This window comes from Nocardioides nanhaiensis, from assembly GCF_039542785.1.
In the GTDB taxonomy this organism is placed as follows: Bacteria; Actinomycetota; Actinomycetes; order Propionibacteriales; family Nocardioidaceae; genus Nocardioides; species Nocardioides nanhaiensis.
This window is the reverse complement of sequence record NZ_BAABIM010000002.1, coordinates 289576-313912: the sequence shown is the minus strand read 5'-3', so window position 1 is coordinate 313912 and position 24337 is coordinate 289576. Positions and strand designations below refer to the sequence as shown.

General features: G+C 73.9%; 22 protein-coding genes. 11 read left to right on the top strand and 11 right to left on the bottom strand.

Annotation, left to right across the window (positions count from 1 at the left end):
- Positions 1-55: 55 nt before the first annotated feature.
- Positions 56-832, bottom strand: coding sequence for a matrixin family metalloprotease (locus ABD948_RS09665; protein ID WP_345265168.1), 777 nt, complete (start codon positions 830-832; stop codon positions 56-58).
- A 73-nt stretch (positions 833-905) separates the two neighbouring features.
- Between ABD948_RS09665 and ABD948_RS09660 the strand changes: the two genes are divergently transcribed.
- Positions 906-2102 (top strand): site-specific DNA-methyltransferase, encoded by a 1197-nt coding sequence (locus ABD948_RS09660; RefSeq protein ID WP_345265166.1) that lies wholly within the window; start codon positions 906-908, stop codon positions 2100-2102.
- Positions 2099-2860: a class I SAM-dependent methyltransferase gene (locus ABD948_RS09655; RefSeq protein WP_345265164.1), complete on the top strand. Its 762-nt coding sequence runs from the start codon at positions 2099-2101 to the stop codon at positions 2858-2860. The genes ABD948_RS09660 and ABD948_RS09655 overlap by 4 nt, the downstream gene beginning before the upstream one ends.
- 7 nt (positions 2861-2867) lie before the next feature.
- Here the strand turns inward: ABD948_RS09655 and ABD948_RS09650 are convergent, their stop codons facing one another.
- Positions 2868-4271 carry a WS/DGAT/MGAT family O-acyltransferase gene (locus ABD948_RS09650; RefSeq protein WP_345265162.1) on the bottom strand — a complete coding sequence of 468 codons (1404 nt, stop codon included), beginning with the start codon at positions 4269-4271 and terminating at the stop codon, positions 2868-2870.
- A gap of 148 nt (positions 4272-4419) precedes the next feature.
- On the opposite strand from ABD948_RS09650, the gene ABD948_RS09645 reads away from it, so the two are divergent.
- From ABD948_RS09645 to ABD948_RS09630, 4 genes are all read left to right on the top strand, one after another.
- On the top strand, positions 4420-5130 hold the full coding sequence (locus ABD948_RS09645; RefSeq protein ID WP_345265160.1) for a GmrSD restriction endonuclease domain-containing protein: 711 nt from the start codon (positions 4420-4422) through the stop codon (positions 5128-5130).
- A 152-nt stretch (positions 5131-5282) separates the two neighbouring features.
- On the top strand, positions 5283-5678 hold the full coding sequence (locus ABD948_RS09640) for a hypothetical protein (protein ID WP_345265158.1): 396 nt from the start codon (positions 5283-5285) through the stop codon (positions 5676-5678).
- A gap of 88 nt (positions 5679-5766) precedes the next feature.
- Positions 5767-6873, top strand: a complete 1107-nt coding sequence (locus tag ABD948_RS09635) for an FUSC family protein (RefSeq protein WP_345265156.1) — start codon at positions 5767-5769, stop codon at positions 6871-6873.
- Entirely contained in the window at positions 6873-8006 is a 1134-nt protein-coding gene (locus tag ABD948_RS09630; RefSeq protein ID WP_345265154.1) for a DNA polymerase IV, read from the top strand. The genes ABD948_RS09635 and ABD948_RS09630 overlap by 1 nt, the downstream gene beginning before the upstream one ends.
- Before the next feature lie 33 nt (positions 8007-8039).
- Here ABD948_RS09630 and ABD948_RS09625 read toward each other — a convergent pair whose 3' ends face one another.
- From ABD948_RS09625 to ABD948_RS09610, 4 genes are all read right to left on the bottom strand, one after another.
- On the bottom strand, positions 8040-9179 hold the full coding sequence (locus ABD948_RS09625) for a glutamate--cysteine ligase (protein ID WP_345265152.1): 1140 nt from the start codon (positions 9177-9179) through the stop codon (positions 8040-8042).
- A gap of 45 nt (positions 9180-9224) precedes the next feature.
- Complete coding sequence (locus tag ABD948_RS09620) at positions 9225-9779, bottom strand: DUF402 domain-containing protein (RefSeq protein WP_345265150.1); 555 nt, start codon at positions 9777-9779, stop codon at positions 9225-9227.
- Positions 9780-9870: 91 nt separating this feature from the next.
- Positions 9871-10713 (bottom strand): SDR family NAD(P)-dependent oxidoreductase, encoded by an 843-nt coding sequence (locus tag ABD948_RS09615; protein ID WP_345265148.1) that lies wholly within the window; start codon positions 10711-10713, stop codon positions 9871-9873.
- The gene (locus ABD948_RS09610; RefSeq protein WP_345265146.1) at positions 10710-12263 is read right to left on the bottom strand and encodes a flavin-containing monooxygenase; all 1554 of its coding nucleotides are present in this window, start codon (positions 12261-12263) and stop codon (positions 10710-10712) included. The genes ABD948_RS09615 and ABD948_RS09610 overlap by 4 nt, the downstream gene beginning before the upstream one ends.
- 59 nt (positions 12264-12322) lie before the next feature.
- On the opposite strand from ABD948_RS09610, the gene ABD948_RS09605 reads away from it, so the two are divergent.
- On the top strand, positions 12323-12940 hold the full coding sequence (locus ABD948_RS09605; RefSeq protein WP_345265144.1) for a TetR/AcrR family transcriptional regulator: 618 nt from the start codon (positions 12323-12325) through the stop codon (positions 12938-12940).
- 88 nt (positions 12941-13028) lie between these two features.
- On the opposite strand, the gene rocD is transcribed toward ABD948_RS09605, so the two are convergent.
- From rocD to ABD948_RS09585, 4 genes are all read right to left on the bottom strand, one after another.
- Positions 13029-14240 carry an ornithine--oxo-acid transaminase gene (gene rocD, locus ABD948_RS09600; RefSeq protein WP_345265142.1) on the bottom strand — a complete coding sequence of 404 codons (1212 nt, stop codon included), beginning with the start codon at positions 14238-14240 and terminating at the stop codon, positions 13029-13031.
- Between the two features lie 103 nt (positions 14241-14343).
- A complete protein-coding gene (locus ABD948_RS09595) occupies positions 14344-15795 on the bottom strand; it encodes a sensor histidine kinase (RefSeq protein ID WP_345265140.1) in 1452 nt (483 codons plus the stop codon).
- Positions 15796-15800: 5 nt separating this feature from the next.
- Complete coding sequence (locus ABD948_RS09590; protein WP_345265138.1) at positions 15801-16520, bottom strand: response regulator transcription factor; 720 nt, start codon at positions 16518-16520, stop codon at positions 15801-15803.
- A gap of 4 nt (positions 16521-16524) precedes the next feature.
- Positions 16525-17415 carry a DUF6597 domain-containing transcriptional factor gene (locus tag ABD948_RS09585; protein ID WP_345265136.1) on the bottom strand — a complete coding sequence of 297 codons (891 nt, stop codon included), beginning with the start codon at positions 17413-17415 and terminating at the stop codon, positions 16525-16527.
- A 26-nt stretch (positions 17416-17441) separates the two neighbouring features.
- Between ABD948_RS09585 and ABD948_RS09580 the strand changes: the two genes are divergently transcribed.
- From ABD948_RS09580 to ABD948_RS09570, 3 genes are read left to right on the top strand one after another with little or no spacing between them, the layout of a single operon-like run.
- Positions 17442-17843: a VOC family protein gene (locus ABD948_RS09580; RefSeq protein ID WP_345265134.1), complete on the top strand. Its 402-nt coding sequence runs from the start codon at positions 17442-17444 to the stop codon at positions 17841-17843.
- 60 nt (positions 17844-17903) lie between these two features.
- A complete protein-coding gene (locus ABD948_RS09575) occupies positions 17904-18227 on the top strand; it encodes a hypothetical protein (protein WP_345265132.1) in 324 nt (107 codons plus the stop codon).
- On the top strand, positions 18217-18804 hold the full coding sequence (locus tag ABD948_RS09570) for a hypothetical protein (protein ID WP_345265130.1): 588 nt from the start codon (positions 18217-18219) through the stop codon (positions 18802-18804). The genes ABD948_RS09575 and ABD948_RS09570 overlap by 11 nt, the downstream gene beginning before the upstream one ends.
- Here the strand turns inward: ABD948_RS09570 and ABD948_RS09565 are convergent.
- Entirely contained in the window at positions 18792-20378 is a 1587-nt protein-coding gene (locus ABD948_RS09565; RefSeq protein WP_345265128.1) for an FAD-dependent oxidoreductase, read from the bottom strand. The two genes, ABD948_RS09570 and ABD948_RS09565, sit on opposite strands and share 13 nt — an antisense overlap.
- A 125-nt stretch (positions 20379-20503) precedes the next feature.
- On the opposite strand from ABD948_RS09565, the gene hrpA reads away from it, so the two are divergent.
- Positions 20504-24292 (top strand): ATP-dependent RNA helicase HrpA, encoded by a 3789-nt coding sequence (gene hrpA / locus ABD948_RS09560; protein WP_345265126.1) that lies wholly within the window; start codon positions 20504-20506, stop codon positions 24290-24292.
- Positions 24293-24337: the final 45 nt, after the last annotated feature.

The window sequence follows — 24337 nt, the reverse complement described above, 5'->3', positions numbered from 1 at the left end:
CGGGCAGGGCCCCGCCGTCCGGCACTCCCGGCGCCTCCGCGCGCCGGGCCCGGGCTCAGCCGCAGGGCACGCGTCCGAGCAGCGCCAGGCCGGTGAGGTCGCCGGGCCCGAAGTCGGTGCGGCCCAGGTTGGTGGCGTGCATCAGCTCGCCCTCGTCGTCCACGTGGGCGAGACCGACCAGGTGGCCGAGCTCGTGGATCAGGATGGCGCGCTGCTGCTCGCGTCCGCCGATCATGCCGTCGAGGTCGGCGTAGGTGTCGGCGTCGAGCACCACCATGCCGCTCACGTAGCGGCCGAAGCCGGCGCTGCTGAGGGTCACCGGGCCGGCCAGCCCGGCGACGTCGCCCGCGAGCCCCTCGACCTCGTCCTCGTCGGCCCAGCCGATCAGCACCGGGTCGGGACCGCCGATCCCGATGCCGCCGCTGCGCTCGTCGAAGCCGCGGTCGTCGGTGGTGCCCTCGTCCTCGAACTCCAGGCCGGTGGCGGCGGAGACCTCGGCGACGCCGTCGTCCACCAGCTCCCGCCACTCCTGCGGCGCGCCCTCGGGGTTGACCACGAAGCGGATCGGCCGGCACGGGTTCCACCCCACGGGCTCGTCGCCGCCGGGCTGCGTGGAGAGGAAGCGGTAGGTGCCCTCGCCCGAGAAGGGGACGGCGGCGATGCGCCGCTCCTCGAGGCCGACCAGCCCGCGGAACCGACTGCCGGCGTCGCCGGGGTCGAGCATCAGCACGCAGGCCGCCACCAGCAGCGCCAGCACCGACCCGATGCTCATCCGGGAGCTCCCGGAGAGCCCGCGCCGGCGGGCGGGCTCGGGGGGTGGCCAGGGGTGCACGCGACCATCCTCCCCCGCGACCCCAGCGCGGCGGCGCGCGGAGGCGGGCACCGACCGGCCTATCCTGCGCCGGGTGTGGAACACGTTCGTCGAGGCCGACAACCTGGCGGTGCTGCGTGCGCTGCCGGCCGGCGTCGTCGACCTGGTGTACATCGACCCGCCCTACAACACCGGGCACGACTTCGCCTACGCCGACACGTTCCGCTCCGAGGCCCGGCCGGGGCGGGCCGGTAGGCACGAGGCGTGGCTGGCCATGATGCGCCCGCGGCTCGAGGCCGCCCGTGCCGTGCTGGCCTCGACGGGCGCGATCGCCGTCAGCATCGACGACCACGAGTCGGCGCACCTGCGGCTGCTGATGGACGAGGTGTTCGGCGAGGAGCAGCGGCTCGCGCAGGTGGTGGTGAACCTGAACCCGAAGGGCCGGCAGCTGGGGGGCGGCTTCGCGACGAGCCACGAGTACCTGCTGGTGTACGCGCGCGAGGCGCGGCTCTGCGTGCTCGACGCGAGCTCGGCCGACACCGTGGACCCCCGCGACTTCCCGCTGCTGGCGGACGAGGGGCGCCGCTACCGCAGGCTGCCGCTCAGGAATACCAACAAACGTTTCAACCCCGTCTCGGCGCCGACCCTGCACTACCCGCTGTGGGGCGACCCGGCCACCGGGGAGGTGCGCGCCGAGCACTTCGACGGCGCCACCCGGGTGCTGCCGGTCTTCGGGGACGGTCGCCCCGCCGTGTGGCGGTGGAGCCGCCCGCTCGTCGAGCAGCGCCCCGACGACCTGGTGTGCCGCGTGGTGCGCGGCAAGCTGGGGGAGCGGGTCGACGTCGAGCAGCGCGACTGGCTGCACCCGGGGCGCCGCAAGAAGCTGCGGACGGTGTGGATGGCCGAGGAGGTGGGCTCCACCGACACCGCCGTCGCCGAGCTCAAGGCCCTCGTGGGGCACGTGTTCGAGTCGCCCAAGCCGACCGGCCTGCTGCTGCGTCTGCTCGGCACCATGCCCTCCGATGCCCGGGTGCTCGACTTCTTCGCCGGCAGCGGCACCACCGGCCACGCCGTCGCCCTGGCCAACCTGGCCGACGGCGGCAGCCGGCGCTGCCTCTCGGTCAACCACGCCGAGCCCACGCGCCCGGGGTCCAACGCCGATCGTGCGGGGCTCCCGACCGTGGCCGAGGTGACGCGCCTGCGGCTGCGCGCCGTCGCCGAGCGTCTCGGCGGCGGCTACACCGAGCTCGGTGTCGGCGACCCGTGGCCGGGGGAGGGGTGCGACGCATGACCGGCTACGACGAGCTGGGCGAGGTGTACGAGTGGCTGATCTCGGACGCCAAGCTCGACCCCGACGACTTCGCGGCGACCTTCGACGACGTCCTCGCCCCGTTGCCCGCCGGCGCGCACGTGCTCGACAGCTCCTGCGGGACCGGTCAGCTGGCCGTGGGGCTGGCCCGGCGGGGGCTGCGGGTGACGGCTACCGACGCCAGCGCGACGATGGTGCGCCGGACGGCTCGTCTCGCCGAGGAGCACGCAGCCCCCGTGCGCGCGGCGCAGGCGACGTGGGAGGAGCTGCCGCGCCACCTCGACGACGCCTCCCTCGACCTGGTGTTCTGCGTCGGCAACTCGCTCCACCACGCCGCCGGTGATGGGGGTCGGGCTGCCGCCCTCGCGGCGATGGCGCGGGTGCTGCGCCCCGGGGGCCGCCTGGTCCTGACCTCCCGCACCTGGGAGCGCGTGCGGGCGCGGGGCTCCCGACTCGAGGTCTCGGAGCGGCTGGTGCGGCGCGCCGGTCGCGATGCCGTGGTGGTCTACCGCTGGGAGATCGCGGAGCGGTGGGAGGAGGAGCACCGCATCGAGATCGCGATCGCGCAGCTCCCGGACGACGGCTCCGCCGCGGTGCGGACCCGCTCGGAGCGGCTGTCGTGCTGGCCCTACCGCCACGAGCAGCTCGAGGCCGAGCTGCGTGGCGTCGGGCTGCTGCCGGAGAGCAGCACCTTCGACCCCGACGCCGAGAACTACCGGGTGGTCGCCGTCAGGGTCTAGTGCCGGGTCAGACGCCGGCCGCCTTCTCGAGCGCGGCCACCTCGTCGTCGAGGTGGGTGAGCAGGCGCTGCAGCCGCGGCACGGTGCGCCGGCAGCCGGTGAGGCCGAAGCCCAGCTTGCCGTCGTAGGAGGTGCAGGTGATGTTGAGCGCCATCCCTTTGATGGGGATCGAGAGCGGGTAGGTGCCGACCAGCTCGGCGCCGTTCCAGTACTGCGTGGTGCGGGGGCCGGGCACGTTGCTGATGATCACGTTGTACGGCGGGCGCACGATGCCCTGCATGCGCAGCATCGGCGTCAGGATCGCGGGGGCCTGGCCGAGCGCGCTCATGGCCACGATCTGCACCGGCGTCATCGAGGAGAGCGCCTGCTTGCCGTCGCGCATGGAGCGGTGGATCGAGGTCAACCGGTCGGCGGGGTCGTGGAGGTGGGTGGCCAGCTGCGCCATCACCGCACCCACCGCGTTGCCGCCGTCCGCGTTGGCGATCTGCGACTGCTTGGCGTTGAGCCCGACCGGCACCATCGCGACCAGAGGGGTCTCGGGCAGCGCGTCGAGCTCGAGCAGGTAGGTGCGCAGCGCGCCGGCGCACATGGCCAGCACGACGTCGTTGAGCGTGGTGCCGGTGGCCTTGCCGACGGTGCGCAACCGCTCGATCGGCCAGTCCTGGGCGGCGAAGCGGCGAGAGCCCGTGATCGACTGGTTGAAGATCGTGCGCGGCGCGTGCAGCGAGACCGCGGCCGTCTCGTTGCGCAGCCCCTTGCTGAGGGTCTTGACGAGCGCGCTGGGCAGGCCGGCGGCCTCGGCGGTCAGACCCAGCGCGGTGCGCAGCGCCGAGATGGGCACCTCGGTCAGCGGGGTGCCGGAGTCGGCCTCCTCGGAGCTCTTGCGTGAGCGCGGGCGGGCACCCCACGGCGCGGGCGTCCCACGCTTGTCGGGGTCGGTGCTGTGCACGCTGGCCAGCAGCCGCATGGCCGAGATCCCGTCGACCAGCGCGTGGTGCAGCTTCGTGTAGGTGGCGACCCGGCCGTCGCGCAGCCCCTCGATGACGTGGGCCTCCCAGAGGGGCCGCTCGGGGGCGAGTCGGGTGCCGTGCAGCCGGCCACAGAGCTCGAGCAGCTCGCGCACCCGACCGGGCTTGGGCAGCGCGCTGTGGCGCACGTGGTGCTCGGGGTCGAACTGGTCGTCGGGCTTCCACACGAGCTGTCCGGCGGTGCGCAGCGAGCGGTGGGGCGTGCGCAGGAACAGCGGGTTGATCTCCTCGGTGTCGCGCATGCTCTCGTACATCTCGCGCACGTAGGAGCGTCCGGCACCCTCGGGCTTGCGGTAGAGCTGCAGACCGCCCACGTGCATCGGCATCGAGCGGTTCTCGGCCAGCAGGAAAGCGGTCGAGGTGGGGTCGATGGGAGTGACCACGACGTGCCCCCTGTCCAGTTCGGGTCGGTGGCGCCGACCGCATCCGTCGATCCAACAGGGCGGTGACGCTCGACACAAGCAGCAGGGGTTTCCCTCGTCGTCGCGTCGCGGTCTTGTGGTGCTCACCGGACGCCACGAGGCTCCTCGGGTGACCACTCGGAGCACCACCGCCACGCCCCCGACCGCCCTCTCGCCGGTGCGACGCCTGCTGTCGTTCCTGCTCACCGCCGGTGTGCTCGCGCTCGGCCTGACCCTCGGGCTGGTGGCCGTGCCGCCGATGGCGGCCGCGGAGACCTACTCCGCGCCGTTGGCGCAGGCCGTCGAGGACCTGTCCGGGGCCAGCGAGGTGCGCACCGGCTACTCCCGCGACCTGTTCCCGCACTGGGTCGACGACGACGGCGACGGCTGCGACACCCGGCGCGAGGTGCTGATCAGCGAGGCCGACGACCCGGTGTCGGTGGGCAGCGGCTGCGCGCTCAGCGGCGGACGGTGGTTCTCCTACTACGACCGCGTCTCGTGGACGAACCAGGCCGACGTCGACATCGACCACATGGTGCCGCTGGCCGAGGCGTGGGACTCGGGCGCCCGCAGCTGGACGACGACCACCCGTCGCGCCTACGCCAACGACCTCGGCGACGCCCGCTCGCTGGTCGGCGTCACCGACTCGGTCAACCAGGCCAAGGGCGACCAGGACCCCGCCCAGTGGCTGCCGCAGTACGACCGCTGCCGCTACCTGCGCGAGTGGGTCGCGGTCAAGCACCGCTGGCGCCTCTCGGTCGACTCCGGCGAGCGGTCCGCGCTGCGCTCGCTGGCCTCCGGCTGCTCCTCGATGACGGTCACGGTGACCCGGGCGCGCTGATCGGACCGCTCCCCGTCCACAGCCGGGGGTCGTGACGTCGCCCCTCCACAGGCGTCGCCGACCCGCTCGCCGCAGCTCCTCGCGCTGCCTAGCGTCCTCGCCGACCGCCGGATCCCTCCGGTGGCACGGTCGAGACCGCTCGAGGAGATCCGATGACCCGACCCCAGCCCACCCCGTCCACCCCGTCCACCCCGTCCACCCCGTCCAGCCGGCGCCTGCGCCCCGGGCTGCTCGCCCTCGCCGGGGTGCTCACCGGCCTGCTCGTCGGGCTGCTCGGCGTGGCCACCGCGGCCGGCCCGAGCCGGGTGGCGGCACCACCGCCGGACACCATCGTGGCGGTCGAGGGCGACGCCGCCAACGGCTTCGGCATCCACTACTACGACGGCTCGGCGATCTACCCGCCCACGGACTCCGAGTCGCGGGCCGAGTGCTCGGAGTACGACACGCGGGTGGCCCGCGTGCGGTGCCGCACCGAGGTGCGGGTCTGGTACCGCGACCTGGCCGACCTGCAGCAGGCGCTCGCACACGCCCACAGCACCCGGCGCTGAGCCGGCACTGACCCGGCACTGCTCCGGCCCGGGTGCCCCGGGGGCGGCGAGCTCGCCACCCCCGGGGCACGCCTGCGAGGATCGGGGCATGGAGGCCTCGCTGGACCGGCTGTGGAGCCGCGGGCGGGTCTCGGTGCGCCAGCGGCTGGGCCGGCTGCGCGCCAAGCGCTTCCACGTCGCGCAGTGCGCGCTCGCGGCCGGCGTCGCGTGGTTCCTGGCCGCCGACGTCTTCGACCACCCCACGCCGTTCTTCGCCCCCATCGCGGCAGTCGTCAGCCTCGGCACCTCCTACGGCCAGCGGCTGCGACGGGTCAGCGAGGTCACCGTCGGCGTCGCGGTCGGCGTGCTGATCGCCGACGTGCTGGTGCAGGTCACCGGCTCGGGCGCCTGGCAGCTGGCGCTGGTGGTGGCCCTGGCCATGTCGACGGCGCTCGTGCTCGACACCGGCAACGTCCTGGTCACCCAAGCAGCGGTGCAGTCGATCGTGGTGGCCTCGCTGGTGCCGGCGCCCGACGAGGCGCTGGTGCGCTGGACCGACGCGCTGATCGGCGGTGCGGTGGCGCTGGTGGCGGCCACCGTGGTGCCCGCCGCACCGCTGCGCCGTCCTCGCGAGCAGGCCGCCCGGGTGGTGCGCAAGATCAGCGAGCTGCTGCGCGCGGCCGGCGACGTGATGCTCGACGGCGAGGTGGACCACGGCCTGGCCGTGCTGGCCGACGCGCGGTCCACCGACTCGCTGATCCGCGAGCTGCAGCTGGCCGCCGACGAGGGCATGTCGGTGGTGGCCTCCTCGCCCTTCCGGGTGCGGCACCGGCCGCACCTGCGCCGGATGAGCGAGCTGGTGGACCCGCTGGACCGGGCGCTGCGCAGCACCCGGGTGCTGGTGCGGCAGACCGCCGTCACCGCCTACCACCACCGCGAGGTGCCGCAGGCCTACGCTCGGCTCGCGCACGCCCTGGCCGACGCCGCCGAGGCCGCTGCGGCCGAGCTGGCCGAGGACCGGATGGCGGTCTCGGCGCGCGAGGCGCTCGTCGAGGTGGGCCGCGCCACCGGCGAGGTGGAGCGCTCCGCGGTGCTCGCCTCGGAGGCGATCCTGGCGCAGCTGCGCTCGATCACCGTCGACCTGCTGCTGCTCACCGGGATGGACCAGATGGAGTCCACCGACGCGCTGCCGCCCCCGCGACCGCTGGAGGGCTGATGCCGTCGCCGCAGGACGAGGCGCAGGACCAGGGCAGCCCACCGCGGTGGGTGCTGCACGTCGACCTCGACCAGTTCCTCGCGGCGGTGGAGGTGCTGCGCCGCCCCGAGCTGGCCGGGCGGCCGGTGGTCGTGGGGGGCCGCGGTGACCCGACCGAGCGTGGCGTGGTCTCCACCGCCTCCTACGAGGCGCGTGCGTTCGGCGTCGGCTCCGGCATGCCGCTGCGGGTGGCGGCGCGCCGCTGCCCCGAGGCGGTCTTCCTGCCGGTCGACCGACCGGTCTACGAGGCCGCCTCCGAGCAGGTGATGGCCACGCTCCGCGCGCAGCACTGGGACGGGGTGCCGGTGGTGGTGCAGGTGCTGGGCTGGGACGAGGCGTTCGTGGCACCCGGCGGGGGACCGGAGCCCGAGCGGGAGGGCCCACCGACCGCCGGCCGCGACCCGGAGGCCTTCGCCCAGCAGCTGCGCGCGGCGGTGCTGGAGGCCACGGGCCTGCGCTGCTCGGTCGGCATCGGGTCCAACAAGCTGCAGGCGAAGATCGCGACCGACCGCGGCAAGCCCGAGCCGGGCGTGCACGTGATCACCCACGACACCTGGTTCGACCAGCTGGGTCACGAGTCCACCCGGGCGCTGTGGGGCGTCGGCCCGCGGATCGCGGCCCGGCTGACCGAGCTCGGCGTCGAGACCGTGGCGCAGCTGGCGGCCGCCGACCCGCACGAGCTCGCCGCCGCGCTGGGGCCCACCACCGGACCCTGGTACCGGCGGCTGGGGCGGGGCGTCGACGACAGCCCGGTGGACGCCACCCCGTGGGTGCCGCGGGCCCACGGCCGCGAGGAAACCTTCCAGGCCGACCTGGAGCTGTGGTCGGAGGTCACCGACGCGGTGCGCCGGATCACGCGCCGGGTGCTGGCCGACGTCGAGGCCGAGGGGCGCGACGCCTGGCGGGTCGGGCTGAAGCTGCGCTACCGGCCCTTCACGACGGTCAACCGCAGCCGCAAGCTGCCCGCTCCCACCCGGGACCCCCGCGTGCTGGAGGAGGCGGCGGTGGCGCTGCTGGACCGGGTGGAGCAGGACAGGCCCGTGCGGCTGGTCGGCGTCCGGCTGGAGATGGTGCCGCCCGAGGGCGGCTACTGAGCCCTGGACACGGAGCACTGCCCGTGGGCCGGACTACCGCACCGGTTCCAGGCTGCTGCGCAGCTCGCGCACCACGGAGTCGACGACGGCGACCAGGTCGCCCTCGTGCGCCCGGGCGACGGCGCGCTGGCGCTGGTAGGAGGCGCCGCGCTCCGGGATCCGCGCCACCGAGGCGAGCTCTGCGGAGCAGCCGAGCCGCTCGGCCACGGGCGCGAGGCGCTCCAGCAGGTCGGCGAGGTCGTCGGTGACCAGCCGCTCGGTGGACTGCTCGTCGACGATCACGATCGCCTCGAGCCCGTAGCGCGCGGCACGCCACTTGTTCTCCTGCACGTGCCATGGCGGCATCGTCGGCAGCCGCTCGCCAGCAGCGAGCCGGGTGTCGAGGTCGACCACCAGGCAGTGCATCAGCGCCGTCAGCGCGGCGAGGTCCTCGACGGTCGAGACGCCGTCGCACACCCGGTTCTCCAACGTCCCGAGGTGGCAGGCGGGGCGCAGGTCCCAGCGGATCTCGGAGAGGTCGTCGATGACGCCGGTGGTGAGCTGGTCGCGGGCGAAGGCCTCGAACTCGGCCCACTCCTGGAAGTGGAAGGGCAGTCCGGCGGTGGGCAGCTGCTGGAACATCAGGGCGCGGTTGGAGGCGTAGCCGGTGTCGACGCCGGCCCAGATGGGCGAGGAGGCCGAGAGCGCCTGCAGGTGCGGGTAGTAGGTGAGCAGCGCGGTGAGCACCGGCATCACGCGGGACTGTTCGGGCAGCCCGACGTGCACGTGCACGCCCCAGATGAGCATCTGGCGGCCCCACCACTGGGTGCGGTCCATCAGCTCGCGGTAGCGGTGTCCCTCGGTGAGCTCCTGCGCGGTCCACGAGGCGAAGGGGTGGGTGCCGCCGCCGTAGAGGTCCAGGCCCAGCTCGTCGGCGGCGGAGAGCACCGGCACCAGCGTGCCCCGCAGCTGCGCCATCGCCTCGGGCACGGTCTCGCACACCCCGGTGACCACCTCGACGGTGTTGCGCAGCAGCTCCTGGTGCAGCCGGTCGGGCTCGGGCAGCCGGTGGCGTGCGCGCGCGAAGAGGTGCGAGGCGTCGTTGCGCAGGTCCCGCGTGCGTCGGTCCACCAGCGCCAGCTCCCACTCCACCCCGAGGGTCGGGGAGGGGGAGGCGTGGAAGTCGATGCGCACCGGCTCAGCGTTCCACAGCGCCAGGTGGCTCCGACGCGAGCCCGGTCAGGAGCCGGTCTGGTCGTGCGCGAGGGCGTCGTCCAGGACGGCGAACCAGGCGTCGACCCGGCCGTCGAACGGTGCGTGCGCCTCGCACAGGGCCGTGCGGATCCGCTCGGCGGTCGTGACGGCGAGCAGCACCAGCTCCTCGGGGTAGCCGAGCTCGGTGCGGTGCCGGGCGAACTCGTCCTCGTCGTCGACCCACACGCGGCCGCTGGGACCGCGCACGACGTCGAGGTCGAGGTCGACGGCGTTCAGGTCGGGGCCGGTCCAGTAGGGCGGCGTGGTCATGTCGACGTAGCACTCCACCGGACCGCCGGCGGCGTGGAAGGTGGCCACCCACCCGCGGTCGTGGCTGCGGCCCGGCGGGGGCACCAGGCACACCTGCGCGACCGGCGCGACGTACTCGGCGCCCGGCCGGACCATGCGGGTCCCCATCGGCACGCCGAGCCAGGTGCCGTCGTCGTCGGTGCCCAGCACCAGCGCGTCGAACTGCCAGTGCGCGCGCCGGCCCCACTTGGTCATGACGACGCGCGCGACGTCGCCAGCGTGGGGGGCCATGCCCCCATCCTCCCAAATGCGTGCCGGTACGTGGCCCGAACGGGGGAGCGGGCCGTTGCCGGCCCGCCCCCGCGGACGGTGTCGATCGGGGTCAGACGGCCTTGGTCTTGGGGGGCAGCACGCGCTTGGAGGCGATGGCGACGACGTCCTGGTAGCGCGAGCCGGTGAGCTTGGCGAAGTGGTGCAGGGCGTGGGCGTCGAGCCCCACCAGCACCCGCGCCTGGTTGCGCAGGATGCCGCGCACGATGATCTCGGCCGCGCGCTCCGGCGTCATCTTGGCCAGCTTCTCGTCGAAGAACTTCGCGGTGGCCGCCTGGTCCTCGCTCTCCGAGACGCGGGCGTTGCGGGCGATCGCGGTCTTGATGCCGCCGGGGTGCACGGCGGTGACGCCGACGCGGTGACCGGCGATGAGCATCTCCTCGCGCAGCGCCTCGGTGAGGCCGCGCACGGCGTACTTGGTGGCGTTGTAGGCGCTCTGCCCGGGCATCGAGATGAGACCGAAGAGCGAGGACAGGTTGACCACGTGGCCGTCGCCGGAGGCGATCAGGTGCGGCAGGAACTCCTTGGTGCCGTGCACGACGCCCCAGAAGTTGATGCCGACGATCCACTCCATGTCGTCGTAGGAGATCTCGGCGAGGTCACCGGAGAGCGCGACGCCGGCGTTGTTGACCACCACGTTGACGCGGCCGAACTGCTCGGCCACGGCGGCGGCGTAGGCGGCGAAGGCGTCGCGGTCGGCGACGTCGAGCCGGTCGCTGCGCACCTCGCGCGCACCGGCCCCCTTGACCAGGTCGACGGTCTCGGCGAGGCCGGCCTCGTCGACGTCGGAGAGCGCGAGCAGCGAGCCGCGGCGGGCGAGGTTGAGGGCGAGGGCACGGCCGATGCCGGAGCCGGCACCGGTGATCACGACCACCTTGTCGTCGAGGGTCTTCATGCGGAGGCCTCCTGGAGGTCGGGGGTGCTGGTGGGCTTGCTGGTGGGTGTGGGCTCGAGGCTGGTGGGTGCGGTGACGCGGTAGGCGTCGACGTCGAAGCTGGCGGTCTGGCCGCGGAACGCGAACGTGCTGCGCGGCCACAAGGTGGTGTTGTTGCCGTGCGCGTCGAGGTACCAGCTCGCGCAGCCGCCGGTGGTCCACACGGTGGGCTTCATCCGGCGCTGCAGGTCGGCGTTGTACCCGTCCTGCCTGGCCCGGTCGACCTCGAGCACCGCGTAGTCGTGGTGGCGCATGGTGCGCAGCGCGTCGCGGATGTAGGCCACCTGCGACTCGATCATGAACACCATGCTGGAGTGCCCCAGGCCGGTGTTGGGGCCGACGATGAAGAACAGGTTCGGGAAGTCCGCGACGGCGGTGCCCTTGTAGGCGGCCATGCCGGTCTCGCCCCACACCTGTGCCAGCGTGCGGCCCGAGCGACCGGTGAGGTGCTCGGTGATCGGCAGCTCGGTGGTGTGGAAGCCGGTGGCCACCACGAGCACGTCGATGGGCCGCTCGACGCCGTCGCGGGTCACGACGCCGCCCTCGGTGACCCGGGCGATCGGGTCGGTCACCAGCTCGACGTTCTCGCTGGCCAGCGCCGGGTAGTAGGTGTTGGAGATCAGGATGCGCTTGCAGCCGATCTCGAAGTCGGGCGTCACCTTGGCACGCAGCTCGGGGTCCTTGATGCCCTTGGCGATGTTGCCGAGCGCCATCTTCTTGGCGGGGTAGGCCAGCTTCGGCATCCGCGTGAACGCGGGCACGTAGCTCTCGCGGCCCCAGTAGATCGCCGTGCGGTACAGGCTCTGCAGGCCGGGCACGTGGCGCAGCGCGAGCTTCTCCACCCCGCTGTAGCGACGGTCGTGGCGCGGCAGCACGTAGGGCGCGGTGCGCTGGTAGACGTCGAGGTGGCCGGCCACCTGCTGCAGCTGCGGCACGATCTGGATGGCCGAGGCGCCGGTGCCGATGACGGCGACGCGCTTGCCGGTCAGGTCGGCCTCGTGGTTCCAGCGGGCGGAGTGGAAGATCTCGCCGCCGAAGCCCTCGATGCCCTCGATCTCGGGCAGCTTGGGCTCGGAGAGGCCGCCGGCGGCGCTGATCACCGTGCGGGCGGAGAAGTCGCCGCTGGTGGTCTGCACCTGCCAGCGCTGCGCGCTGTCGTCCCACGTGGCCGAGGTGACCTCGGTGTCGAACAGGAAGCGGTCGAGCACGCCCGAGCGCTGCGCCACCTTCTGGATGTAGGCCTGGATCTCGGGCTGCGGCGAGAACGACATCGACCAGTCCGGGTTCGGCGCGAAGGAGTAGCTGTAGAGCTGGCTCGGCACGTCGCACGCGGCACCCGGGTAGGTGTTGTCGCGCCAGGTGCCGCCGACGTCGGAGCCCTTCTCGATGACGACGAGGTCGCGCTCGCCGTCCTCGTCGAGCTTGATGGCGGCGGCGAGGCCCGCGAACCCGGCGCCGATCACCAGGTGGTCGACCTCGCGGGGTGCGGGGGAGGGGCTGGGGGTGCTCATGGGGAGGACTGTACGAGCGTTATTGAACAATCGTCAATAGAATCGGTAGGATGGTCCCCGTGAGCGCCACCACAAGTTCCGCCCGGACCCGGCTGACCCCCGAGCAGCGCCGCGAGCAGCTGCTCGACCTCGGCGTGCGCCTGCTGGCCAGCCGCTCGCTCGACGAGCTCTCGATCGACCTGCTGGCCGAGGAGGCCGGCATCTCGCGCGGGCTGCTCTATCACTACTTCGGCAACAAGCACGACTTCCACGAGGCCGTCGTCCGCCGGGCCGCCGACGACCTGATCGCCCAGACGGCGCCACCGGCCGGCGGGGAGCCGCTGGAGCGGATGAGCCGCTCGATGGCGGCCTACCTGGAGTACGTGGAGGCCAACTACGAGGGCTACCTCTCGCTGGTCAAGGGCGCCGCCGGCGGCAACCCGACGCTGCGCCTGATCTACGACGAGGCGCTCGGTGCCCTCACCGGCCGGATCTTCGCCGAGGACGCCCAGGGCGAGCTGATCCCCGACACCCCCGTGACCCGCCTGCTGGTGCGCGGCTGGGCCGTCATGGTCGAGGACATGGTGCTGACCTGGGTGGCCGACCCGGCCGGCTCCGCCGTCACGCGCGAGGAGCTGCTCGCCCTGATCGGCGGCTCTCTTCCAACGCTCGTGGGCGCGCTCGCCGACCCCGCCTGAGGGCGGCCCGGGCTCGGCGCGAAGGTTCGCGGCAGGAAGTGCTCCTGAGCAGCGCCGGTGCGCTGCTCAGGAGCTCGGGACGCTCGGGTCAGGCAGCGCCGACGACGGCGGCCAGCTGGTCCAGGCCCCAGCGCAGGTCCTCCTCGGAGATGACCAGCGGGGGAGCCAGGCGGATGGTGGAGCCATGGGTGTCCTTGGCCAGGACGCCGCGCGCCATCAGGGCCTCGCAGACGTCGCGGCCCGTGCCCACGGTGGGGTCGATGTCGATGCCGGCCCACAGGCCGCGGGTGCGGACGGCGAGCACCCCGTGGCCCACCATCGCCTCGAGCCGCTCGCGCAGCACGACCCCGAGCTCGGTGGCGCGTCGCTGGTGCTCGCCGGTGGCCAGCATCGTGACGACGGCGTGGCCGACGGCGCAGGCCAGCGGGTTGCCGCCGAAGGTGGAGCCGTGCTGGCCGGGGCGGAGGACTCCGAGCACCTCGCGGTCGGCGACGACGGCCGAGACGGGCACGATGCCGCCGCCGAGCGCCTTGCCGAGGATGTAGAGGTCGGGGACGACGTCGTGGTGGTCGCAGGCGAAGGTGCGCCCGGTGCGACCCAGGCCGGCCTGGATCTCGTCGGCGGCCATCAGCACGTTGTGGCGGGTGCACAGCTCGCGCACACCGGGCAGGAAGTCGTCGGGCGGGATGACGACGCCGCCCTCGCCCTGGATGGGCTCGAGCAGCACGGCCACGGTGTTCTCGTCGATGGCGGCCTCGACGGCGGCGAGGTCGCCGTAGGGGACGGCCTCGAAGCCGGGGGCGAAGGGGCCGAAGCCGTTGTGGGCGTCGGGGTCGTCGGAGAAGCCGACGACGGTGGTGGTGCGGCCGTGGAAGTTGCCGGTCATCACGATGATCTTGGCCTGGCCCGGCGTCACGCCCTTGACCTCGTAGCCCCACTTGCGGGCCACCTTGATGGCGGTCTCGACGGCCTCGGCGCCGGTGTTCATGGGCAGCACGAGGTCCTTGCCGGCCAGGTCGCCGAGCGCGGCGCAGAAGTCGGCGAACCGGTCGTGCACGAAGGCGCGGCTGGTCAGGGTGAGCCGGTCCAGCTGCTCGTGCGCCACGCGCAGGAGCTCGGGGTGGCTGTGGCCGAAGTTGAGGGCGGAGTACCCGGCGAGCAGGTCCAGGAAGCGGTTGCCCTCGACGTCGGTCATCCAGGCGCCCTCGGCGTGCTCGACCACCACCGGCAGCGGGTGGTAGTTGTGCGCCGTGCGCTCCTCGGCGAGCTGGTAGGGCGTGCGGGTCGGCGTGACGGTCACGAGGGCCTCCTTCAGTCCCCGCCAGATTGTCAGACAATCTGCGGTTCGGCCAATCCGGGCCGGTGGCGGCCGAGCCCCGTCTCCCGATGGGACGGTGGGTGACTCAGCGCGCGGGGAGCTCCACCTCGATGGTGGTGTCCCCGGGCGCGGTTCTCAACTCCACGCGCCCGCCGTGGGCGCCGACCACGGCCTCGACGATGGCCAGGCCGAGCCCCGCGCCACCGGATCGACCGCGGGTGCGGGCGGCGTCGCCCCGGGCGAAGCGCTCGAAGGCGCCGCGGCCGTCGGCGCTCACCAGGTCGGCGGGGAAGCCCGGTCCGTCGTCGTGGACGGCGAAGCCGGCCGGGCGCGCGGTCAGCGTCACCGTGGTGCCGGGCGGGGTGTGCTTGCGGGCGTTGGTGAGCAGGTTGGTCACGACCTGGTGCAGGCGCTGCTCGTCGCCCAGCACCTCGACCGCCTCGTCGGGCAGCTCCAGGCGCCAGCGGTGCTCCGGCGCCAGCACCCGGGCGTCGGCGACCGCCTCGAGCAGCAGCCGGGTCAGGTCCACCGGCTCGCGCGCGAGCGGGCGGCCGGCGTCGAGCCGGGCCAGCAGCAGCAGGTCCTCGACCAGCGAGGTCATCCGCGCGGACTCCTCCTCGACCTTGCCCAGCGCGGTGGCCGCGGCCTCGGGGTCGCCGGGCCGCCGGCGGGCCAGCTCGGTGTAGCCGACGATCGTGGCGAGCGGGGTGCGCAGCTCGTGCGAGGCGTCGGCCACGAACTGGCGCACCTGCTGCTCGCTGCGGTGCCGGGCGTCGAGCGATCCCTCCACGTGTGCTAGCAACGTGTTGAGCGCGGCACCCACCTGTCCGACCTCGGTGTGCTCGTCGGTCAGGTGCGCCGGCACGCGCTCGGTGACGCCGATCTCGCCCGAGGCCAACGGCAGCTCCGCGACGGCGTGCGCGGTCTGGGCCACCTCGGTCAGCGGGCGCAGCTGGCGGCGGACGACGACGCGCCCCGCCAGCCAGGCGGCCGCCGCGCCGAGCACGACCAGGATTGCCTCGGCGAGCAGCAGGAGCCGGACGGCGCCGTCGACCTCGCTCGTGGGCAGCCCGGCGACGGCCACGCCGCCGTCCTGCGTCGTGCGCGCCTCGACGCGGTAGGTGCCGAGTCCGGGGAGCTCCGCGGTCACGGGTCCCCGGTCGGGCTCCACCTCGGCGAGCGCGTCGAGCACCGCGTCGTCGAGGTCGCGCAGGTCGGCACCGATCTTCGGCTCCTCCGCGAGGACCCGGCCGTCGCGACTCCCGTCGTCGAAGCGGGCGCTGACGGTGCCGATGGCCTGCCCGCCGACGATGAAGTCCTGCACCTCCTCCGGTGGCGGCGGCAGACGCGACATCTCGTCCGGGCCGGGGCCGCGGACCTCGCGCGCCAGCGCCTCGGAGACGTCGCCGTCGAGCCGGTCGGAGAGGTAGGCGTGCATCACCACCGACGTCAGCGCCGCGACCACCACCGTCACCAGCAGCACCAGCGCGACGACGGTGAGCACCAGGCGCGAGGTCAGCGAGCGCGGCGCCCTCACCGGCCTCACGGCGCCGGCTTCAGCACGTAGCCGGCCCCGCGCATGGTGTGGATCATCGGCTCGCGGCCGGCGTCGACCTTCTTGCGCAGGTAGGAGATGTAGAGCTCGACGACGTTGGCCTGGCCGCCGAAGTCGTAGCTCCACACCCGGTCGAGGATCTGCGCCTTGCTGAGCACCCGGCGCGGGTTGCGCATCAGGAACCGCAGCAGCTCGAACTCGGTCGCCGTCAGGGTGATCTCGAGGCCGGCGCGGCTCACCTCGCGGCTGTCCTCGTCGAGCACCAGGTCGCCGACCACCAGCTGCGCGCCGGTCGCCGCGCGCAGCGCGCCGGCGCGTCGCACGAGCGCACGCAGCCGGGCGACGACCTCCTCGAGGGAGAAGGGCTTGGTCACGTAGTCGTCGCCGCCGGCGGTCAGTCCCGCGACGCGGTCCTCGACGGCGTCGCGCGCGGTCAGGAACAGCACGGGCACGTCGGGGTCGCCGGCGCGCAGGCGCCGCATCACCTCGAGGCCGTCGAAGTCCGGCAGCATCATGTCGAGGACGACGACGTCCGGCCGTGCCTGCTGCGCCGCAGCCACCGCCCGGCTGCCGGTGTGAGCAGTGCTCACCTGCCAGCCCTCGTAGCGCAGGGCCATCGCCACGAGCTCGGCGATGTTGACCTCGTCGTCGACGACGAGCACGTGGAGGGGTGATCCGTCGGCGCGGGTCAGGTCGGGCTCGGGCACGTGCCTACCCTGCCCCGCCAGCCTGTGCGCCACCTGTGAACGCGCTGTCCGCGCGCTGCGCCCGGTACGCGCCGGGCGTGGTCCCCACCAGGGCAGCGAAGTCCCGGCCGAAGTGCGCCTGGTCGTACCAGCCGTACCGGACGGCCAGGTCGGCGAGCGATCCGTCGTACCCGTCGTCGAGGTCGCTGACGACGTCGTGCATGCGGTAGCGGGCCAGCACCCACTTCGGCGTCACGCCGAGGTGGTGCGAGAAGAGCCGCTCCAGGCGGCGCCGCGGCACCCCGAGCTGCTCCACCACCTGCTGGACGCGCACCAGCGAGCGGTCGGCGAGCAGCGCCTCCACCAGGGCGATCACCTCGTCGTAGGCCGCGTCGCCCTGGGTGACCCTGCCCGCGGCGGCGTGCCGCAGTCCCTCGGTGGCCAGGTCGGCCGCCTGCTCGTCGCCGAGGCCGGCGTGGAGTCGGCCCAGCACCCCCACCGTCCGCGCAGGCAGCAGTGCGGACGCGGCGACGGTGCGGTCGGTGAGTGGGCGGACCGAGCTGCCGAGCAGCGCGGCGAGACCGCCCGGCCGGAAGCGGACCCCCCACACCCAGCCCTCACCGGTGGTGGCGACGTCGAAGCGCTCGGTGGTCACGCCGGTGACGAGCACCCGTTCGGCGCCGACGCCGGCGCGGGGCGAGCCGCGCTCGACCGTGAGGTTGCAGGTGGGGTGCGGCAGCACCTGGCTGGGGAAGGTGCGGCCGGGCGGCAGGCTCCACCGCAGCCGCCAGTGGTTCTCGACCCACCGGGCGAGGTCCGGCGCCGGCTCGCGACGCGTCAGCTGCACGTGCCGGGCGAACTCCTCGGGGCGCAGGATGCCGGCCGTCGTCGCCGTCGCACTTCTCCTATCCGGCACCCGCTGATCCTAGGGAGGGTGGAGCCATGACGACACCGACCGGCGGCCCTGCCACCGCCACGCTGAAGATGACCTCCTTCGACTGCCGTGACCCCCGTGCGGCGGCCGCCTTCTGGGCGGCGCTGCTGGGGTGGCAGGTGGCGGTCGCCGAGGACGAGTACGCGATGGTCGTGCCCGGGGTGGAGGAGCCCGTGGGCGCGGCGCTCGGGTTCGGGCGCGTGGCAGACCACGAGCCCGCCGCCTGGCCCGACGAGGGCGGCCGCAAGCAGGTGCACCTCGACCTCGCCTGCGGCGACATGGAGGCCACCGAGCATCGCGCGCTCGAGCTGGGCGCCGAGGTGGTGACGCCACAGCCCGGCGAGACCTGGCGGGTGCTGCGCGCGCCGGGCGGTCTGCTGCTCTGCCTCACCGACGTGGGCAGGTGGTGAGGCAGAGGAGTCTGTCAACCCTTGGTTGACATCCCTGACGCCGTGCGCTGGGATCGGGGCATGAACAAGCTTGCCCCCCTGCTGGCCACGGGCGCCGCCATGACGCTCGTCGTCGGCCTGCTCACGGGCATCGGCTGGCCCGGGTACGTGATCGGCGCGGTGCTGGCCCTCTCGCTGTGGGTGATGCTCTTCGCGGGCAGCTACTCGGGCACGCACCGCGGCGTCGTCGACCCGGTCGACTTCGCCATCGCCGCGGTGGTCGGCCTCGTCATCGGCTTCGTCGTCTTCCTGGCCGGCGACGAGCCCGGCTTCTGGGCGGTCGGGGTGATCATGGGCGGCGTGCTCGTGCCGGCGGGCCGATCGGCGCAGCGCGGTGGGCGGTGACCCCCTCGAGGGCGTGCGCGAGGCCGACCGCAACGCCCGGGAGGCCCAGGAGTCGCTGCGCACCGCGGTGCAGCAGGCACGCGAGGCCGGCCACAGCTGGGCCGAGGTCGGCCGCACCCTCGGCGTCAGCCGCCAGGCGGCGTTCAAGCGCTTCGGCAGCCCCCGCGACCCCCGGACAGGAGACCCGATGACCCCCGCGCCCCTGCGCACCGGCGAGCTGCTCGCCACCGCCGAGCGACTCTGGCACCGCCTCGACGCCGGCGACTACGACGCGGTGCGCGAGCAGATGACCGACGAGGTCGCCGCCGTGCTGACCCGCGAGACCGTGCTCGGCACCTGGGCCCAGGTGGTGGCCGAGACCGGCAACCTCGAGCAGTGCCGCGAGCCCCGCCTCGAGACGCCGGACGGCAGCGCGGTGGCCGACGGCGACCCGGTGCTGGGCGTGCTGGTGGCCCACGCCGAGCTGGCCTGCGAGGCCGGCAGCTGGGTGGGTCGGGTGGCCCTCGACGGCGACCGTCGCGTCGTCGGCCTCTACGTCACCACGCTCGACACCCCGCGCGCCGACTACCCGTTCTGACCCGCCGCTCGCCGGTCGGCGAGCAGGTCGCGGACGGCCAGCGAGGCGAAGACCATCGCCGAGCCGAGCGGCGCACCCGGCCCCGGGTAGACGGCGCCGAACACCGAGGCTGAGGTGTTGCCGACCGCGTACAGGCCCTCGATGGGGGAGCCGCCCTCGCGCAGCACCCGCGCGGCGACGTCGGTGACCAGGCCGCCCTTGGTGCCGAGGTCGGAGAGCACGAACCGGGCGGCGAGGTAGGGCGGCTGGTCCAGCGGCACCAGCGCCGCCTGCGGCCCGCCACCGCCCGCGAAGAACGTGTCGTACTCGTCCTCGCCCCGACCGAAGTCCTCGTCGCGGCCCCGCGCGCAGGCGGCGTTCCAGCGCTCGACGGTGGCTGTCAGCTGCTCGGCTGCCACCCCTGCGGCCTGCGCGAGCTCCTCCAGCGAGTCGGCCCGCACCCAGGTGCCGGCAGCCAGGTGCTCCTCGGGCTCGCCCTCGGGCATCGCGATCGCGGGGAGCCGCCCGCCCTCCCGGGAGTCGAACACGAACCACGACGGCACGCGGGCGGCGTCCTTCGCCATCTCGCGGCCGAAGCGGTCGTAGGGCAACGACTCGTTGACGTAGCGGCGACCGTGCGCGTCGACCATCACGCCGCCGCGGAACCCCAGCGTGAACGAGCCCCCGCCGTCGGGCTGCTCGAGACCGGGGCAGAACCAGCCGCCGGCGCTGAAGTCGGTGGCCGCCCCCAGGGCCATGGCGGCCTGCAGCGGCTCGCCGGTGTTGGTGCCGCGGGGCGCCATGGTCCAGGCGACGTCGCCGGGCACGCCGCGCTCGGCCCGGCGGGCGGCGTCGCCCTCGAACCCGCCCGCACCCAGCACGACGCCGCGCCGGGCCTCGAGCACCACGGGGCCCTCCGGCGTCATGGCGGCGACCCCGCGCACGGCGCCCCCGCCATCGACGCCGTCGCCGGTGAGCAGGCCGGTGACCGGCAGGTCGGTGCGCACCTCGCCGCCGTCGCGCACCAGCATCCACGCCAGCCGGGCGATCAGCGCCTGGCCGCCGGTCAGCGTGCGGCGCCCGCCCTGCCCGGCGCGGTCGCGCTCCACCGGTGGCCGCACCCAGGCGGCCACCTCGGGCGGCAGCTCGTCGCGGCGCACCTCGGCGGGCTGGATCGACCGGCCGAACGGCACGCGCCCCGGGGCGTCGTAGTACTCCGAGAACGGCAGCCACGAGAACGACAGGAGCGGGTCGTCGTCGAGCTCGCGGACCAGCTCGGGGGAGTGGGCCAGGAAGGCCTCGACCCTTGCGGTGTCGGGGTCCTCGAGGATCGCGGCGAGGTAGCTGCGCGCGCCGTCGGTGGAGTCCGGCAGTCCGGCCGAGGCCTGCACGTGGCCGCCGGGCAGCCAGCACGCCCCGCCCGAGTACGCCGAGGTGCCACCCAGGTAGGAGGTCTTCTCGACGACGCACACCCTCAGCCCGGCCCGCGCTGCCAGCGCCGCCGCCGTCAGCGCCCCGCCCCCCGACCCCACGACCACCAGGTCCCAGGTGCCCAGCACGTCGCTCCCGGCCGTCGGATCCACCGTCTGCGTCACCGCCCGATCCTCGCAACGAGAACACGTTCTAGGCAAGCGGCGCCCGCTGGGCTGCCGCGCAGAAGCGCCGACGGGGCACCTCCGGGAGCGCGCGGTAGCGCCGGGTCGGCACAATGGGCCGAGCCATGACCACCGAGCAGCTGTCGATCACCTACCCCGAGCAGCTGCCGGTCAGCCAGCGGCGCGACGACATCGCCGCCGCCATCCGCGACCACCAGGTGGTGGTGGTGGCCGGTGAGACGGGGTCGGGCAAGACGACGCAGCTGCCCAAGATCTGCCTCGAGCTCGGTCGCGGGCGCGGGGGTCGCGAGGGCGGGATCATCGGGCACACCCAGCCGCGCCGGATCGCGGCGCGCTCGGTGGCCGAGCGGATCGCCAGCGAGCTGGGCACCGAGCTCGGCGGCGAGGGCAGCCCGGTGGGCTACCAGGTGCGGTTCACCGACCGCACGACCCGCAGCACCCGGGTCAAGCTGATGACCGACGGCATCCTGCTGGCCGAGCTGCAGCGCGACCGCCAGCTGCGCAAGTACGACACGATCATCATCGACGAGGCGCACGAGCGCAGCCTCAACATCGACTTCCTGCTCGGCTACCTGCGGCGGCTGCTGCCGCGCCGCCCCGACCTGAAGCTGATCATCACCAGCGCCACCATCGACGTCGAGCGCTTCGCGCAGCACTTCGACGCACCCGTCGTGGAGGTCTCCGGCCGCACCTACCCCGTCGAGGTGCGCTACCGGCCCTTAATGGACCTCGGTGAGGACGACGACGACGGCGAGCCGGTGGTCCGCGACCAGACCGAGGCCATCGTCGACGCCGTCCGCGAGCTCGGCCAGGAGGGACCGGGCGACGTGCTGGTCTTCCTGCCCGGCGAGCGCGAGATCCGCGACACCGCCGACGCGCTGGCCGACCTGCCGCGCACCGAGGTGCTGCCGCTCTACTCGCGCCTCTCCGCGGCCGAGCAGCACCGGGTGTTCAGCAGCCACGGCAACGCCACCCGCCGGGTGGTGCTGGCCACCAACGTGGCCGAGACCTCGCTGACGGTGCCGGGCATCAAGTACGTGGTCGACACCGGCGTCGCGCGGATCTCGCGCTACTCGGTGCGCACCAAGGTGCAGCGCCTGCCGATCGAGGCGATCAGCCAGGCCTCGGCCAACCAGCGCTCGGGACGGTGTGGGCGCGTCGAGGCAGGCGTCGCGATCCGGCTCTACTCCGAGGAGGACTTCGAGTCCCGGCCGGAGTTCACCGACCCCGAGATCCTGCGCACCAACCTGGCCAGCGTGATCCTGCAGATGGCGAGCCTGGGGCTCGGCGACCTGGACCGCTTCCCGTTCGTGGAGCCGCCCGACCGTCGCAACGTCAGCGCCGGGGTCCAGCTGCTGGAGGAGCTCGGTGCGCTGCGCGAGGGCCGGCTGACCAAGCTCGGGCGGCGCCTCGCGCGATTGCCGATCGACCCGCGGCTGGCCCGGATGATCGTGGAGGCCGAGCGGCTGGGGTGCGTGCGCGAGGTCGTGGTGATCGCCGCCGCCCTCTCGCTGCAGGACCCCCGCGAGCGGCCCGTGGAGCAGCGCCCGCAGGCCGACCAGCAGCACGCGCGGTTCACCGACGACTCCTCGGACTTCCTCACCTGGCTCAACCTGTGGCGCTACCTCAAGGAGCAGCAGCGCGAGCTCTCCAGCTCGGCGTTCCGGCGGATGTGCAAGCGGGAGTTCCTCAACTACCTCCGGGTCCGCGAGTGGCAGGACTTCGAGAGCCAGCTGCGCCAGGTGTGCAAGGAGATGCGCATCGAGGTCGGACGACCGGCCGACACCCCGGACGCCGACGGCATCCACCAGGCGCTGCTCTCCGGGCTGCTCAGCCACGTGGGTCTGCTCGAGGAGCGCGACCGCAAGGAGCGCGGCGCCCGCGAGTACCTCGGCGCCCGCGGCGCCCGGTTCGCGATCTTCCCCGGCAGCGTGCTCAAGCGGCGCAACCCGCAGTTCCTGATGGCGGGCGAGCTGGTGGAGACCAGCCGGTTGTGGGCGCGTCAGAACGCCGCCATCAAGCCGGAGTGGGCCGAGCGGCTGGCCGGCGACCTCGCCAAGCGCACCTACTCCGAGCCGCACTGGTCGCTCAAGCGCGCCTCGGTGGTGGCGCGCGAGCGGGTGACGCTCTACGGCGTCCCGCTGGTGGCCGACCGGTTGGTGCAGTACGGCCGGATCGACCCGCCCCTGGCACGCGAGCTGTTCATCCGTCATGCCCTCGTCTACGGCGAGTGGCGCAGCCGGCACCGCTTCCTGGAGCAGAACCGGCAGCTGCTCGAGGAGGCGCACGAGCTCGAGCACCGCGCCCGCCGTCGCGACCTGGTGGTCGACGAGCACACCCTCTTCGACTTCTACGACGCCCGCGTCGGCGCCGAGGTGGTGAGCGGCGCCCACTTCGACCAGTGGTGGAAGCAGGAGCGCCGCCGCAACCCCGAGCTGCTCACGTTCGACTCCGCGATGCTCACGCACGACACCGCCGAGGAGGTGCGCGAGGCCGACTATCCCGAGCGGTGGGTGAGCGGCAACCCCGACGGCGAGGGCGGGTTGACGTTCCCGATCAGCTACCACTTCGAGCCCGGTGCCGCCGACGACGGCCTCACCATCGAGGTGCCGGTCGCGACCCTCAACCAGGTCTCGGCGGAGGACTTCTCCTGGAACGTGCCCGGCCTGCGCCACGAGCTCGTCACCAGCCTGATCCGCAGCCTCCCCAAGAACCTGCGCGTCTCGTTCGTGCCGGCGCCCGACCGTGCGCGGGAGTTCCTGGCCGCCACCCCCGTCGGCGAGGAACCTCTGCTGGACGCGCTCGAGCGCTGGTGCCGCGCCACCACCGGCGTGCACGTGCCCCGCGAGGCCTGGGACTGGGGCAAGGTGCCCGAGCACCTGCGCCCCACCTACCGCGTGGTCGACGACGGCGGGGGCGAGCAGGCGCGCGGCAAGGACCTCGAAGCGCTCAAGGAGCCGTTGCGCCCGCGTTTCGCGCAGGCGATGGCGGAGGTGGCCGAGAGCTCCGGACTGGCGCGCAGCGGCGCCACCACCTGGGTCTTCGGCGAGGTGCCGGAGAGCTTCCGCGAGGTGCGCGCCGGGCACGAGGTGCACGCCTACCCCGGGCTGGACGACGAGGGCGACGCCGTCGGCCTGCGCGTGTGCGGCTCGGCCGCCGAGCGCGACGCCCGCCACCGGCTCGGCGTCGCGCGGCTCGCGCTGCTGGCCACCCGCTCGCCCGTGCGCGAGGTGCTCGACGGGCTCGACAACACCGCCAAGCTGGGCCTGGCCGGCTCCCCGTACCCGACGGTGGCCGACCTGCTCGAGGACGCCCGCGCCGCCGTCGTCCGCCAGCTCGTGGACGACGCGCCGCCGGTGCGCGACGAGCCGGCCTTCGACGCGCTCGTGGCACGGGCACGCCAGGAGGCGGGTGCCGAGGCGGTGCGTGCGCTGGTGCCCGAGCTGGTGCGCGTGCTCGGCCTGTGGCGCGAGGCCGACAAGCTGCTGAGCGGCCGCGCCGAGATGACCATGCTGCCGGCGCTCTCGGACCTCAAGGGCCAGCTGGAGCGACTGGTCCACCCCGGGTTCGTGGCCGGGGCCGGGCTGGCGCAGCTGCGCCGCTACCCGGTCTACCTGCGCGCGCTGGTGCAGCGTCGCGAGGCGCTGGGGCAGGGCGGCGCCGCCGTCAACCGCGACCGCGCGCTGATGGACCGGGTGAGCGCCCTGCAGGAGGCCTACCTGCACCAGGTGGCGGCCCAGCCGACCGGGCGGCCACCGGACGCGGCGCTGCGGCAGGTGCGGTGGCTGCTCGAGGAGTACCGGGTCTCGCTGTGGGCCCAGCACCTGGGCACCGCGGGCAAGGTGAGCGACGAGCGGATCCGCAAGGCGCTCGCCCAGGTGGGTGCGGCCTGAGCCTGGGCCGACCCGGGCCGGGCGCACCGACGTAGAGTCGGCCGG